Source organism: Kibdelosporangium persicum (assembly GCF_013280595.1).
GTDB lineage: Bacteria > Actinomycetota > Actinomycetes > Mycobacteriales > Pseudonocardiaceae > Kibdelosporangium > Kibdelosporangium persicum.
The window spans coordinates 73,376-87,800 of the sequence record NZ_JAAATY010000016.1 but is presented as its reverse complement, the minus strand read 5'-3'; the positions used below and the strand labels follow the sequence as shown (position 1 = coordinate 87,800).

The window sequence follows — 14,425 nt, the reverse complement described above, 5'->3', positions numbered from 1 at the left end:
CCCTTTCTCATGTCAGTAGTCCTCGCGGGGACGGCGTCGCGGCGCCTGTTGCCCCTGCGGAGGGCGTGGCCTGCCGCCGCCGTTGCCCTGGTCGCGGGGACGTGGCGGGTTACGGCGCGGCGGAGCGTCGGCACGGTCCCGGCGGTCCTGGTCGCGGGCCGGACGGCGGACCGGCGGGGCCTGGTCACGCCGGGGTGCCTGTGGCCGGTCGCCCTTCGGCGGACGAGGCCGCTCCTCGTCACGCGCGGACGGCCGTCGTGCTGGCCGTGGCTCGTCGTCGAAGTCACGGTCCTTGTCGCGGGGGCGGCGCGCTGGGCGCTCGTCGTCGTCGAACCGGTCGTCCGAGCCCGCTGCGCGCCCGTCAGGGTTGCGCTGCATGAACAGCCGGATGACGCCAAGCACGATCGTCGCGACAGTGGCGCCCGCCATCCACGGGAACGAACTGGCCAGCGGCAAGGCGACGTTGAAGATCAGCTTGCGGCTGCCGGACTCCGCGGCCCCGGCCGCGTTGCTGTCCCTGGCCAGGAACTGGACCAGCACGAACGTCACGGCGAAGATCAGCGGCGGCTGCACCATCGGACCGAACAGGTTGCGCCGCCGCACGCCGAGGACCGCCAGCACACAGCCGGCCAGGAACAGCGCGTGGTACAGGCCGAACTCGGTCAGGCGCTGATCGTCGACGAGTCTGCCCTTGTCGATCACCGCACCGGCGGCGGTCAACAGGAGTGCCAGCAGAACGGCACCCCACCAAGGCAGCCCGCGACGGGTGCCGAAGACGGGACGTTCGTCCCAGGCGGCCTCTGCCGCGTCCATGTCAAGATCGCTGTCGCGATCGCGCGTGGCGGTCACGCTTCCACACGGTAGACGCTCGCAGGTAAGGGCTGTCGTACCAGCCGCCAATAGCCGTCTGGTTTAGGCCATTAGAGGTGATCTCAGCCACATTTGCCGCTTCGATTATGTCTGTTTTGCTCGGTTGTCACCCCTTCGTCGTGTTGGAGTGCCCGGCCGGTCAGTCGACGACTGCTTCCTCCTCACGTTCGGAAACACCGGTTGTGACCTCGTCCGCGCGCCGGACCTCGGCGATGGGGGTCGGGCTTGCCGAAGCCTCGGTGAGCGGGCTGACGGCCGCGCGGAAGCTCTCCAAGGCGTCGAGCTCGCGGCGCCGGGCGGACAGGAACCGCTGCAGATGGGTACTGGACAGGTTGACCGCGTCGATGGCCGCGCCCGCCGTGCGGTGGGCGTTGGCGGCCGTGGCGCGGACGGCTTCGACGTCGGCGGCGAGCGCACGCTCGGTGGCGGCGAACAACGCACCCGACGCGACGACGGCGAAACCCGTGGGACCGCAGAGGAAAACCCGTCTGTCGAGTAACCAGCGCAACAGGTTCGGGTCGGTGTCCAGCGCCGCGACGACGGCCGCGTCGGACGGCACGAACATGATCGTGCCGTAGATCGCGTCCGCCCACCGCTGGTAACCCTTGGCGGCCAGTTCCGCGGCGCGGGACCGGATGTTGCGGACGTGCACCCGCAACGCGTCGAGTCGCTCCTCGGCGTCGGACGTCTCGACCGCTTCCGCCCAGATCGCCATGGATGCCTTGGCGTCAACGGGAACCCGGCGCCCGTCACCGACGAGCAGCACCAGGTCGGGCCGGGCCGAACCGCCGCCCGCGAGGTCGGTCTGCAACGTGAAGTGGATGCCCTCCCGTAACCCGAGCGCCCTGGCTGTCTCGACGAGCACCTGCTCGCCGAGTTCGCCACGGCCCGAGATGGACGCGAAGGCCACCTCGTAGCGCCGTAGCGCCGTGTGCTGCTCGTCGTAACGGGCGCGTTCAGCCGCGAGCTGCTGCATCGCAGCCTCAGTGCGCCGCATCCCGTCGGTGTAGAGCTTCCAGAGCGCCAGCACCGCACCGATGAGCAGCAGGGACAGAACAACCACTGCCCAAGCCACTGGAGATCCTTTCCGTGCGTCGGTCGCAACAGCTTGGCACGACCCACCGACAGTGTTGGATTGTCCTCGCTTCGCTCGGACGGGCTTGGTCGCCGGGAGCCGGTCATTTCCGCCCCGCCCCACGCTGCCGACACCGCTCGGTGGCTGGTCTCCGTGGTGGTTGGGGCGGTGTCGGGCGTGTTGCGTGGCGTAAATGACCGGCGCGACCAAGCCGTGTTGGATTGTCCTCGCTCTGCTCGGACGGGCTTGGTCGCTGGAAGCCGGTCATTTCCGCCCCGCCCCACGCTGCCGACACCGCTCAGTGGCTGGTCTCCGTGGTGGGCGGGGGCGGTGTCGGGCGTGTTGCGTGGCGTAAATGACCGGCGCGACCAAGCCGTGTTGGATCACGCGCTCGGACGGGCTTGGTCGCTGGGAGTTGGCTGTTCCGCCTCGCCCCACGCTGCCGACACCGCTCGGTGGCTGGTCTCCGTGGTGGGCGGGGGCGGTGTCGGGCGTGTTGCGTGGCGTAAATGACCGGCGCGACCAAGCCAAGGCTGGATCGCCCCAGGTCAGCCCTCGTGAGTACTTATCCGGGTTAGAACACGGACAAACACTCACGAGGGGGTTTGGGGTTTGGCCGGGGACACGCCGGGGGTGGTGCCGGGGATTGTCGGCGCTGCCCCCTAACTTGGACGCATGAGGTTGCTGCACACGTCCGACTGGCACGTGGGGCGGACCTTCCACGGCGCGGATCTGCTGACCGAGCAGGAGTCGGTGCTCGGCGGTCTCGCCGACGTCGTCGCCGACGAGCGTGTCGACGTCGTGGTGGTCGCGGGCGACATCTACGACCGTGCGGTCCCGTCAGCCGAAGCCGTGCAGGTGTACGAACGCGTCCTCGGCAGGATTCGGGAAGCGGGCGCCCAGTTGGTGATCACGCCAGGCAACCACGATTCAGCCCCGAGGCTCGGCGCGCTCGGCGAATTCGCCTCGGCGGGCGGGCTGCACCTGCGCACCAGGATCTCGGACATCGACCGGCCGGTGCTGCTGCGCGACGACCACGGCGAAGTCGCGCTGTACGGAATTCCTTACCTGGAACCGGAAGTCGCCAGGCACTCGCTGGGCATCGCGGAACGCGGCCACACCGGCGTGCTGAGCGAGGCGATGCGCCGCGTCCGCGCCGATCTCGAAACCAGGCAAGCACGATCCGTCGTTCTCGCGCACGCGTTCGTGACCGGGGGAGAAGCGTGCGACTCCGAGCGGCCGATCGCGGTCGGCGGTGTCGAGCAGGTGCCCGGTTCGACCTTCGACGGCGTCGACTACGTGGCACTCGGGCATCTGCACGGCGCGCAGCAACTCGCCGACCACTTGAGGTACTCGGGCAGCCCGCTGGCCTATTCGTTCTCCGAGGCACGGCAGCACAAATCGATCTGGCTCGTGGACATCGACAAGGCGGGCCTCGCCGGGGTGGACCGGCGGATGCTGCCGATCCCACGGCCCTTGGCCAAGATCGACGGCCTGATCCAGGATTTGCTCACCGATCCTGTGTACGAGCAATACCGCGAGCACTACCTGTCGGTCACGGTAACCGACCAAGTGCGGCCGGTGGATGCGTTGCGGCGTCTACAAGAACGGTTCCCGTACGCGGTGCACATGGAGTGGCAGCCCGCGGGCGGCCGCAGCGGGGAGACGTTGCGCTACAGCGAAGCCGTGCGCGGCCGTGACGATCTCGACGTGGCTTGCTGTTTTGTCGCGCACGCACGCGGCGGTGAGCCGACCGAACGCGAGAGCGGCTGGCTGCGGGAAGCGCTGGAGACCGTCACGGCGGCGGAGAGCGAGAAGGAACGATGAGGCTGCACAGCTTGGAGGTGACCGCCTTCGGCCCGTATCCGGGTACCGAGGTGGTCGACTTCGACTTGCTCGGTGCGGACGGATTGTTCCTGCTGCACGGCGAAACCGGCGCGGGCAAGACGACTTTGCTCGACGCGATCGCCTTCGCGTTGTTCGGGAAAGTCCCGGGTGTTCGCAACGACGCCCGCCGGCTGCGTTGTGACTACGCGGACAACGACACCTTGACCGAGGTCAAGCTGGAGCTCACGGTCCAGGGCCACCGGCTCAGGCTGGTGCGCGGACCGGAGTACGAGCGCCCGAAAAGGCGCGGCGAAGGAACGACAAAACAGCAGGCCAGGGCCTCGCTGACGTGGGTGGGCGACCCGCCGGGCGGCTACAGCCGGGACGGCCTGATCCGTATCGACGAGGTCAGCCGGACGGTCGAGCGCCTGCTCGGGATGAGCGCCGAGCAGTTCTTCCAGGTCGTGCTGCTGCCGCAGGGCGAGTTCGCGCGTTTTCTGCGTGCCGACACGCAGGAGCGCGAGCAGCTGCTCGAAAAGCTGTTCAGCACCTACCGTTTCGCCGACGTCGAGCGATGGTTCCGCGACCGTCGCACGGAACGCTTCCGTGACCTGGAAGCCCGTCGCGCGGGCGTGATGCGGCTGGTGGCGCGGGTCGCGCAGGCGGCGGGTGAGGAACCGCCGGAGGACCACTCGGCGGACGGGGAATGGCTCGACCTGATGACCTCGCGGCTCGGTGAGGCCGAGGCACAGGCTCGGGACAAGGCGAAACTCGCCGGGGTCGCGGCGAGCACGGCCGAGCAGGAGATGACCAGGGCACGGGAGCTCGCCGACCGGGTCCGCAGGTTGCGCACCGCCATGGCCGAGCTGGCCGAGTGCGAGCGAATGCAGCCGCAGCAACAGGAGTGGATCGCCGAACGGGCCAAGGCCAGGCGCGCCGTGCCGGTCGTGGTGGCCAACCGTGGCGCCGCCCAGTTGCGCGTCGAACTCGACCACGCCGAGCGCGCCGAACAGGAAGCGATCGCGGCGGCCCGGAAAGCGGGATTCCACCGGGTCGACGCGGATGAGGCCTTCCTGCGCACGGAAGCGGCCCGGCTGACCGAGGAGGCGGGCGGGCTCGCGCAACTGCTGGAGGACGCCAAGCAGCAGAAGAAGGCGAAGCTGCGGCTGACCAAGCTGATCAACGACGGCTGGGCGGCCGAGGAGAAGGTCACCGGTCTGGAAGCCGACCTGGTGGCGTTGCCGGAGAAGCTCAAGGCCGCGTCCGAGGAACTGCTGCTGGCCAGCGAGGCGGCGGCCCGGCTGGACGGTCTGCGGGCCAAGAAGGCGGAGTTGACCGAGCGGGTCCGTCTGCGGCAGCGGCTCGGGGACGCGGAGGAGAAGGTCAAGAGCGCGGAAGCCGTGCTCAGCAAGGCGATCGACGCACACCAGCAGGCCCGCGACCACTCGCTGACGATCCGCGCCCGGCGCCTCGACGGAATGGCGGCCGAACTCGCCAGCAGGCTCGCCGCCGGAGACGCGTGCCCGGTGTGCGGATCGACCGAACATCCGGCGCCCGCGCAACTGGTTCCGGGAGCGGTCAGCGAAGCCGAGGAGGCCGCGGCCGTCGCGGTCGAACAGGAAGCCCAGATCGACCGGGCCAACGCGGAACGCGCGCACCACGCGGCGATCGCGGACCTGACCGCGTTGCAGGAACGGCTGGCCGAGAACGACGATCCCATCGATCTGTCCGAAGTGGACAAACTGCTTGCCGAGACGGCAGCGCTGGCCGCGCGCCGCGAGGAGCAACGTGAGCACGTGGAGGAGCTGGAGCGGCGGTCCGCGACGATCTCGGCCGAGCTGTCGGCCGCCAAGCAGGAGCTCGCCAGCCTGCGCACGGAACGCGAACAGCTCGGCAAAACCGTGGAAATGCGGCAGAAACGACTCGATCCGGCGCGGGGTGAGTACTCCGACGTTCGAGTTCGCCGTGAGCACGTGTTGCTGTCCGCCGCGGCCGTGACGGAGTTGCTGCGCGCGCGTGGGCAGCGTGAGCAACTGTCGCGCCGGTTGACGGCTCAGCAGACCGAGGTGCACGAGGCCGCCATCTCCGCGGGCTTCGCCGAGGTCGCGGACGCTCTGGAAGCGGCACGGGACGAGCTTCGGCTGGCCGACCTCGACCGGATGATCAGCTCGCTGGACAACCGTGCCGCCGGGGCCAAGGCCGTGCTCGCGGAGCCCGATCTGGCCGGCGTCGACCCCTCGGCCGACGTGGACCTGGACAGCATGGCTGCTTCGCTGGCGCAGGCCCGGGAAGTCGCGGATGCCGCGGTGGCGGTGCTGCGTGAGGCAGAGCGGCGTTCGGCCGACGTCAAGGCGTTGGCGGCACGGTTGCGGGCCGAATGGGCGGCTCTGGAGCCTGTGGAAGCGGAATATACCGAGTTTGCGGCGTTGACCGAGGTGGTGAACGGGCGTGGGCAGAACTCGCGCCGGATGTCCTTGCGGTCCTACGTTCTGGCTGCCCGGTTGGAGGAGGTCGCGGTCGCCGCTTCGGCGCGGCTGAACCGGATGAGCCAGGGGCGCTATTCGTTCGTGCACTCCGACGCCCGCGGCTCACACGGGACACGAGGCGGCCTCGGCCTGGATGTCCTGGACGACTATTCGGGCAAGATCAGGCCCGCCAAGACACTCTCGGGCGGCGAGTCGTTCCTGGCTTCGCTGGCTCTGGCATTGGGACTCGCCGACGTCGTGGCCGCCGAGACCGGTGGCGCCCTGCTCGACACCCTGTTCGTGGACGAGGGTTTCGGCACTCTGGACGCCGACACGCTCGACGAGGTCATGGACACTTTGGACGAACTACGGGCAGGCGGGCGTGTTGTCGGGCTGGTGTCGCATGTGGAGGAATTGCGGCAGCGGATTCCGGTGCGGTTGCGGGTTCGCAAGGCCCGCACCGGATCCAGCCTCGAAGTGATCGCGTAGGACGACGGTGCATACCTCGCTGAAGATGGGGTGACCCACACGAGATCGGGAGTGCTTTCCGGTCCGCAACGCACGTACATGAGCGCGTTCTCGGCTTCGGCAAGGAAGTACTGATTCCGGCCCTCGGCAGTGATCATGTACGCACTGCCGTCGAACTCCATACCCCAGCCGATGACTTCGGCGTCGCTACCCGGCTTCGTGACAACAGCGGCGAACAAACGCGGAGCCTGCGCCGCGACAATCGCGGCCGTGCGCTCGCTGACATCAGACATTGTCGACCTCCTCGTGTTCTCGTGAACGGACATGCAGGTGGCGGTGTGCGGTCAACCAGACATGGACATGGCACGGGAATCTTCTGCTCCGATGGTGCGCGGACCGCCCGCGCACCTCGGCTCGCAATCGAAAGCCGATTGACGCGCTTCATGTCTGATTTCCACCCGGCTCCACCGAGCGGACCCGGGCATGGGAGTCGGCGGAGCGGGCCCGGCGACCGCTTCGCCGGTGTATGTAAATCACACCGTGAAACGTACATGCCGACATAACACGGTTGGGCGATCGCTCGCAGAGGGCCTCGCGTTCGGTGGGCAAACTGTCACCTACCTATGACCCAAGGAGTCCTGCTTGTCCGATGACGAACTCGGCCCTGCGATTCGGCGCCGCCAGCTCGGCAGACAGCTGAGGGAACTTCGGCTGGCAGCTGACTGCGACACGCTGAAGAAAGCCAGCGAACGCTCGGGGTTGAGCACGGCGACCATCAGCCGCGTGGAACGTGCCGAACAGGCGATCACGGCAAAACGGTGCGTTTGCTGTGCTACGCGTATGGCGTTGGTCAACCACTTCTCGATCACTTGGTACGACTGGCCGAAGAGTCCGAAGACCGTGGTTGGCTTGTCGAGTACAGCGCCCAGGTTGCCAACTGGTTCACGAGGTATCTCGGTGAGGAGACCGACGCCAACGAGATTTGGACGTATCAAACCCTATGCGTCCCGGGCCTGTTGCAGACGGAAGCGTATACGCGGGCGATGATAGTGGGCGCTCGTCCGAAGGTCGACCCGGTTGGGTTGCGGCGCGAGCTGGAAATCCGGAGGCGCCGGCAAGAGCGTCTTGTCGGGGACAACCCGCCGAAGATGATCGCGATGATCGATGAGGCCGCTGTGCGACGTGTCGTCGGTGGCCCCGACGTGATGCGCAGGCAATTGCTGCACTTGGTCGAACTCGCCGGGCGCGAGAACGTCACCGTTCGAGTCGTACCGTTCGCCGCGGGCGCGCATCCAGCGATGATCACCGCGTTCAATCTGTTGCATTTTCCGGGAGAACTGGGTGATGCCACCATCTACGTCGAGCTGTACGGCGGTGCCGTTTACCCGGATGGGCCCGATGAGATGGACCGCTACACGTGGATGTGGCGGCGGCTCTTGAGCTTGGCCCTGTCTCCCGGCCACTCGGCGGAGTTGCTCATTAGGCTGGCAGCGGAGTTGGACTCGGGCAAATGATGACTGAGAGGCGGTGCCGAGATGGGCCGACCGGCGACGGGGACATGGAAGAAGTCATCGCGCAGCGGTGGACAAGAGGGCGGTGGTGACTGTGTTGAGGTCTGCGGCGATCTGTGGGCTGTTCCGGACACCAAGAACCCAAGCGAGCCCATCTGCGTCGACGTAAGGGCGTTCGTGAACGCTGTCCACAGTGGGGCTCTGACACGTCCATGACGAGTTGACGACATGTGCCCCCAATTGCATGGTTTTGGGGGCACAGTCCGTCACCAGGGCAACGCCACGGAACTTTTAACTCTCTGGTTCCCGGATGGGTGTGGCATCTTCGTGGGTGAGCAGCCACTGCTTGACCGTCAGGCCCCAGCGGAAGCCGCCGATGCTGCCGTCGGTCCGCAGAACTCGGTGACACGGCACGAAAAGCGCGACAGGGTTACGGGCACAGGCGCTCGCCGCGGCCCGGACTGCGGCCGGACGGCCGGCCAGGTCGGCGAACTGCGCGTACGTGACGGGAGAACCGGCGGGCACGGTTCGGAGCACCTTCCAGGCGTGCTGGATGAACTCGCCGGATCGCTGGTTGACCGGGACGTCCTCGATCGCCTGCACGTCACCCTCGTGGTATGCCCGCACGGCCCGCGTGACGCGGCCGAGGTCGGGGCGCTGGGAGACCTCGGCCGGCCGGAGGGACGGGTGGATCAGGCCGACGAGGTCGTTGACGTCGGCCGTCCAGCCGGACGCGATCACCTCGTCGTCCCGGACGACCGCGGTGAACGGCCCGATCGGCGTGTCTACTGTGGAGTATGAAGTCATGATTCCCTCGAGTCTGCTCGCCAGAGGTGCATGCCCGCGTAGGAGCGCCACGGCGCCCACGCCGCGGACCGGGTGGCGAGGTCGGTGATTCCCAGGCTCGCGGCTCCCTTGCGCAGCGCCACATCACCGGGGAGCAGGATGTCAGGCGACCCGAGCACGCGCATCTTCACGTACCCGGACGTCCACGGACCGATGCCGCTGAACTTCTCCAGCGACGCCGTGAGCTCGTCCGGGTCGGCGCCCACGTGCACGTCGAGGTCGCCGGACGCGATCGCCGCGCTGACCGCGACGATCGTGTCGATCCGCTTGCGGGGACCGGTCAGCACTTCGGCGCCGTGGTCCGCGATCGCCTCAGGCGTGGGGAACAAGGTGGTCAGGGTGCCGTCCGGCACTTCGAGACGCTCACCGAGGGCTTCGGTGAGACGGCTGAGTGCCGTGCGGGCGGCCGCGACCGTGATCTGCTGGCCGATCAGGGCGCGCAGCACGATCTCCGGGCCGTTCACGCTGCCGGGAACGCGGATACCAGGCGTTTTCAGCACTGATGGCGCCAGTGCCGGGTCGGTGGACAACAGCTCGTCCACCGCGCACGGGTCGGCGTCCAAATCGAACAGCCGGCGTAGCCGGGACACCGCGCTGCCGAGATCTCGCATGTCCGACAAGCGAAGCGTGCAGTCGATGTGGTCCTCGGCAGGGAAGAGCCGGGCTGTGCCGGTACCGTGCGGCAAGCGGAGGGTGCGGGCGTACGAGCCGTCGACCTCCTCCACTCCCTTGACGGCGCGTGCTTTCAGGAAGTCGAGAATGCCCGTGCCGTCGAAGGGTTTGCGGAACGCCAGACGCAGGTTGACCTTGCCCGCTGTCGACAGTGGACGGTGTCGCTTCGCCCCGATGCGCAGCTGTGTCGGCGTTGCCGCGAACACGGCGCGGATCGTGTCGTTGAACTGCCGGATGCTGGCGAACCCGGCCGCGAACGCCACATCGGCGAACGGCAGCGTTGTGGTCTCGATCAACAGCCGTGCTGAATGGGCCCGATGCGCCCTGGCCAACGCCAACGGACTCGCGCCCAGTTCGGCGGTGAGCATCCGGGTGACGTGGCGCTCCGAGTAGCCCAGCCGCGTGGCCAGACCGGGGACGCCCTCCCGTTCCACGATGCCGTCCGAGATCAACCGCATCGCGCGTCCGGCCAGGTCAGCACGCAAATTCCACTCCGGTGAGCCGGGGACCGCGTCGGGCAGGCAACGGCGGCACGCGCGGTATCCGGCTGCCTGAGCCGCTGCCGCGGTCGCGTAGAACTCGACGTTGCGGCGCTTGGGCGTGGTCGCCGGGCACGACGGCCTGCAGTAGATCCCGGTGGTGCGGACCGCCAGGATGAACTGGCCGTCGAACCGTGGATCCCGGGAGGCGACGGCGCGGTATCCGCGCTCCGTGTCGACGAACATGTAATGACCGTACGTCCGCCGACGGTCCGGAACTAGCGGGAATCAGACATGGCCGTGGGCGGGTACGCCGGGGCGACTTCCGCGTAGCGCTCGGTCCATCGTGGCAGCTCCTCGCCGGCGAGCTGTGCTTCGAGACGGTCGAAAAACGCGTGCGTGCCAGGCAGGAAGCCCTGCGCGTTGCGCATGCTCAGTCCGCGATGCGTGAAGGTCAGGACCGTTTCGCCGCCGTCCGGGGCCAGTTCGTAGCGGACCACACCCGCTTCGACGATTCCTTGGTGCCATTCGTGTTCGAGCAGCCGAGGCGGCTCCCAGGCGAGGATACGACCCGTCATCCGCTTCATCTCGGGTGGCGCGGGCGTGCCCGAAGGCATCATCTCGATGGTGCCGTTCTCGATCGTGGTCTCGCCGAACCAGGCGGCGCGTTGCGCGGGGTCGGTGATGGCGGCCCACACTCGCTCGATCGGGTACGGCAGGCGCCGTACGAACGTCATGACGGCATGCTCGCCGTCGCTGGTCAGTGTTCCGAGCCGGTCGGTCACGTGTCCTCCTGGTTGGTCAGATGCTGGTGCAGTGCGTCGAGATGATCGGCCCAGTAGCGCCGGTACCTGCTGACCCAGCGGTCGATCTCCACCAGGCCGTCCGCGCGCAGGGCGTAGATGCGGCGCTGGGCGTCCGGGCGGACTTCGACCAGGCCGACCTCGCGCAGGATCCGCAGGTGCCGGGACACCGCGGGCTGGGTCAGGTGCGGCAGCGTGGCGACCAGTTCGCCCGCCGAGCGCTCGCCGCTCGCCAGCAGATCAAGCAGTGTTCGCCGGTTGGGCTCGGCGATCGCCTCGAACACGTCCACGCAGGGAAGATAACAAGTAGCGTATATAGAATCAATCAGATATACGGGGTCGTTAGACTGGTTCGTCGTGAGCCTCACCCTTGGGATCGTCGGCCTGCCGAACGTGGGCAAGTCGACCCTGTTCAACGCGCTGACCAACAACGATGTGCTGGCGGCCAACTACCCGTTCGCGACGATCGAGCCGAACGTCGGCGTCGTCCCGCTGCCCGACCCTCGGCTGGACAAGCTGGCGGAGATCTTCTCGTCCGAGCGGACCGTGCCGGCGACCGTGTCGTTCGTCGACATCGCGGGGATCGTCAAGGGCGCGTCCGAAGGCGCGGGGCTGGGCAACAAGTTCCTGGCCAACATCCGTGAGGCCAACGCGATCTGCCAGGTCATCCGGGTGTTCGACGACCCCGACGTGATCCACGTCGACGGCACCGTCGACCCGTCGAGCGACATCGAGACGATCAACACCGAACTGATCCTCGCGGACCTGCAGACGCTGGAAAAAGCGTTGCCGCGGCTGGAAAAAGAGGCCCGCACCCGCAAGGAGGCCAGGCCCGCGCTGGAAGCGGCGCAGAACGCGCAGGAAATCCTCAACTCGGGTCGTACGCTGTTCTCCGCGAGCGTCGACGGGACGCTGCTGCGCGAGCTGAGCCTGTTGACACTGAAGCCTTTCCTGTACGTCTTCAACGCCGACGAGACCGTGCTGACCGACCCGGCCCGGCGCGCGGAGCTGGAGAAGCTCGTCGCGCCCGCGGACGCGGTGTTCCTTGACGCCAAGGTCGAAGCGGAGCTGCTGGAGCTGGACGAGGAGTCCCGCCGGGAACTGCTCGAGTCGATCGGCCAGGAGGAGCCCGGCCTGTACTCGTTGGCCCGCGCCGGTTTCCACACCCTCGGCCTGCAGACGTACCTGACCGCGGGCCCGAAGGAAGCACGCGCCTGGACGATCCGGCAGGGCGACACCGCCCCGCAGGCGGCGGGCGTGATCCACTCCGACTTCGAACGCGGCTTCATCAAGGCCGAGATCGTCTCCTACGACGACCTCCTGGCGGCGGGCTCGATGGCCGCCGCGAAGGCCGCGGGCAAGGTCCGGATGGAAGGCAAGGACTACGTCATGGCCGACGGCGACGTGGTCGAGTTCCGATTCAACGTGTAGCCACTTGGCCCGCTGGTCAGCGCCTGAACGGGTGCTGACAGCGGCTGTCCTTGCCTTCTAGATTGTTGATCTGTCACGTTTCTGATCGCGGCCGGGGGAATCGCTTCGCTCCGCGACAGTGCGTTCGGGCACAGGGGGAGGGGCAGCATGAGAGGGCGGTTGGCGGCGTGTGCCGCCACTGTGGCGTTACTTGTTCCGCTGGCGGGGACAGCCAGCGCGGACGTGCCGTTGGCGTACGGGACGATCACCGCCAGGTTCACGGGTCAGCCAGTGCCTGGTGCGTGTGTCGTGTTGTACGACGAAAACGAGACCGAAGCAGCCCGGGCATGCGCCAACGAGGTGGGTGAGTACCAGGTCAGTGGTGCGGCTTCCGGGTATTACAAGATCAAAGTCTCCGCGCCGGGCTATGTCGACACTTGGAACGCGGGCCTCGATGGTGACGCGCGTGATTCGGCCGGTGCGAAGGCCATGTATCTGTACGGGGGTTCTCTCGACCTCGGACTTCGCCCGCCGGGTGAAGGCGCGTTGAGTGGCCGGGTGACGGCTGCCCACCCGGTTCGCGGCCAAGTGACGGTGAGCGCTTACGACATCGACTATCCGCAGCAGCGCATCGCTCCAGTCACCGTCGCCGCCGACGGTACGTACCGAATCGCAGGACTGTGGTCCGCGCACTACCAGCTGAAGATCAAGACCTGGTACGACGGAGAGCAGTGGTATCACCAGAAAGAGGCGCAGCGGGAGGCGGACGTGGTCACCGTGCCCGCCGGGCCGGACACCGTCGTCAACGAGCAGATCATTCCGCCTGGCACCGTCGAGCTGACTGTCGCCGATGAGGTGACCGGCGCTCCGGTCAAGGAGTTCTGCGTCTTCACGCCGGGAATCGGCGCTGAACGGCCGTGCACGACGAACGGGCTGATCAACTACCAACTGGTGCGCGGCACGTACACCCTCGCCATCGCCACGCAGAAAACCCACTTCTCGTTCGACCAGCCTGGGGTCACCGTCAGGCCCCGCGAGGTCACAAAGGTCGTGGCGAAAGCGAAGCCGGCCATCGCGATCCAGACGAAGGTGACGGACGCCAAGTCCGGTTCCCCCGTGGCGGGCACTTGTGTGGAACCAGTCGATGTCACAAGCCATGGCATTCCGGGCGTGCGGAACACGGACTGGTGCAGCGACGAGTCCGGTGTGGTCACCATCGGCCCGCTTGACCCTGCTGTGTACCGGCTGTTCGTCCGGCCGGGCGGCACCATGTACGGCATGCAATGGGTGGGCAGGCTGAGCGGCGGCACAGGCGATCAGGAACACGCTCGCAAGGTCGACGGCAAGCCAGGCGTCTACACCAGGGTGCCACCCATTCGCTTGGACCTCGCGGGCACGATCTCGGGCACTGTCAAGGACAAGCAAACCGGCAACCCGGTTTCCGGCGTCAAAGTGTTCCCGTACGCCGCGACGAGTGCCTACGACTCCGGCGGGGCTCAGACCGACGGGCAAGGCGCCTACACGGTGACTGGGCTTGGCCCCTACTGGTGGCCGCTCGAGTTCACGTCCCTGTCCGGGACACACGCGTGGCAGTGGTCGGGCGGCGCGGCCGACCGGTTCGGCGCGGTCAAGGTGAAGGTCAACTCAGGCGGTGACACCAAGGCTGATGAGACGCTGTCAGCTGGCGGCGGTTTCAGCGGGACGACCAGCGTCGAAGGGACGGAATACGGCTGGGTCGAGGTGACCCCGGTGAACGCGCGGACAGGGGACGTCGCTGGTGAGGGCGATACGGACCACAGTTTCGGCTACACCATCAATGGCCTGGCGGCGCAGGAGGTCAAGGTCCACTTCAGGGAAGTGTCCTCCACCAAGTATCGGCAAGTGTGGTACAAGGACGCGGCGTCCTTCGGGTCCGCCGCGCCAGTGCGGATCACCGCCGGTGAGCTGACCAGCGGCATTGATCAACACCTGAAGTGACCACCAACGAGGTTGCTCCATA

General features: G+C 67.5%; 12 protein-coding genes. 6 read left to right on the top strand and 6 right to left on the bottom strand.

Going from position 1 to position 14,425, the window contains the following annotated elements; all coding sequences use genetic code 11:
• Window positions 1-12: 12 nt before the first annotated feature.
• Entirely contained in the window at window positions 13-849 is an 837-nt protein-coding gene (locus GC106_RS26460) for a DUF6542 domain-containing protein (RefSeq protein ID WP_173136104.1), read from the bottom strand.
• 160 nt (window positions 850-1,009) lie between these two features.
• Window positions 1,010-1,945 carry a DNA recombination protein RmuC gene (gene rmuC / locus GC106_RS26455; protein ID WP_312872861.1) on the bottom strand — a complete coding sequence of 312 codons (936 nt, stop codon included), beginning with the start codon at window positions 1,943-1,945 and terminating at the stop codon, window positions 1,010-1,012.
• 675 nt (window positions 1,946-2,620) lie between these two features.
• Between rmuC and GC106_RS26450 the strand changes: the two genes are divergently transcribed.
• From GC106_RS26450 to GC106_RS26435, 4 genes are all read left to right on the top strand, one after another.
• Entirely contained in the window at window positions 2,621-3,772 is a 1,152-nt protein-coding gene (locus tag GC106_RS26450) for an exonuclease SbcCD subunit D (protein ID WP_173136103.1), read from the top strand.
• The gene (locus GC106_RS26445; protein ID WP_173136101.1) at window positions 3,769-6,726 is read left to right on the top strand and encodes an AAA family ATPase; all 2,958 of its coding nucleotides are present in this window, start codon (window positions 3,769-3,771) and stop codon (window positions 6,724-6,726) included. The genes GC106_RS26450 and GC106_RS26445 overlap by 4 nt, the downstream gene beginning before the upstream one ends.
• 797 nt (window positions 6,727-7,523) lie before the next feature.
• Window positions 7,524-8,219, top strand: coding sequence for a DUF5753 domain-containing protein (locus GC106_RS26440; protein ID WP_173136099.1), 696 nt, complete (start codon window positions 7,524-7,526; stop codon window positions 8,217-8,219).
• A 21-nt stretch (window positions 8,220-8,240) separates the two neighbouring features.
• On the top strand, window positions 8,241-8,432 hold the full coding sequence (locus GC106_RS26435) for a DUF397 domain-containing protein (protein WP_173136097.1): 192 nt from the start codon (window positions 8,241-8,243) through the stop codon (window positions 8,430-8,432).
• Between the two features lie 75 nt (window positions 8,433-8,507).
• On the opposite strand, the gene GC106_RS26430 is transcribed toward GC106_RS26435, so the two are convergent.
• Genes GC106_RS26430 through GC106_RS26415 form a run of 4 tightly spaced genes read right to left on the bottom strand, consistent with a single transcriptional unit; the run spans window position 8,508 to window position 11,306 of the window.
• A complete protein-coding gene (locus GC106_RS26430; RefSeq protein ID WP_173136095.1) occupies window positions 8,508-9,023 on the bottom strand; it encodes a methylated-DNA--[protein]-cysteine S-methyltransferase in 516 nt (171 codons plus the stop codon).
• Window positions 9,020-10,459, bottom strand: coding sequence for an AlkA N-terminal domain-containing protein (locus GC106_RS26425; protein ID WP_173136093.1), 1,440 nt, complete (start codon window positions 10,457-10,459; stop codon window positions 9,020-9,022). The genes GC106_RS26430 and GC106_RS26425 overlap by 4 nt, the downstream gene beginning before the upstream one ends.
• Window positions 10,460-10,491: 32 nt before the next feature.
• Complete coding sequence (locus GC106_RS26420; protein WP_173136091.1) at window positions 10,492-10,998, bottom strand: SRPBCC family protein; 507 nt, start codon at window positions 10,996-10,998, stop codon at window positions 10,492-10,494.
• Window positions 10,995-11,306, bottom strand: a complete 312-nt coding sequence (locus tag GC106_RS26415; protein ID WP_173136089.1) for an ArsR/SmtB family transcription factor — start codon at window positions 11,304-11,306, stop codon at window positions 10,995-10,997. Before GC106_RS26415 ends, GC106_RS26420 begins: the two co-directional genes overlap by 4 nt.
• 67 nt (window positions 11,307-11,373) lie before the next feature.
• Between GC106_RS26415 and ychF the strand changes: the two genes are divergently transcribed.
• Together ychF and GC106_RS26405 are read left to right on the top strand one after the other, a co-directional pair.
• Window positions 11,374-12,447 carry a redox-regulated ATPase YchF gene (ychF, locus tag GC106_RS26410; RefSeq protein WP_173136087.1) on the top strand — a complete coding sequence of 358 codons (1,074 nt, stop codon included), beginning with the start codon at window positions 11,374-11,376 and terminating at the stop codon, window positions 12,445-12,447.
• A 147-nt stretch (window positions 12,448-12,594) separates the two neighbouring features.
• Window positions 12,595-14,403, top strand: coding sequence for a carboxypeptidase regulatory-like domain-containing protein (locus GC106_RS26405; RefSeq protein WP_173136085.1), 1,809 nt, complete (start codon window positions 12,595-12,597; stop codon window positions 14,401-14,403).
• The last annotated feature ends 22 nt before the right edge of the window (window positions 14,404-14,425 follow it).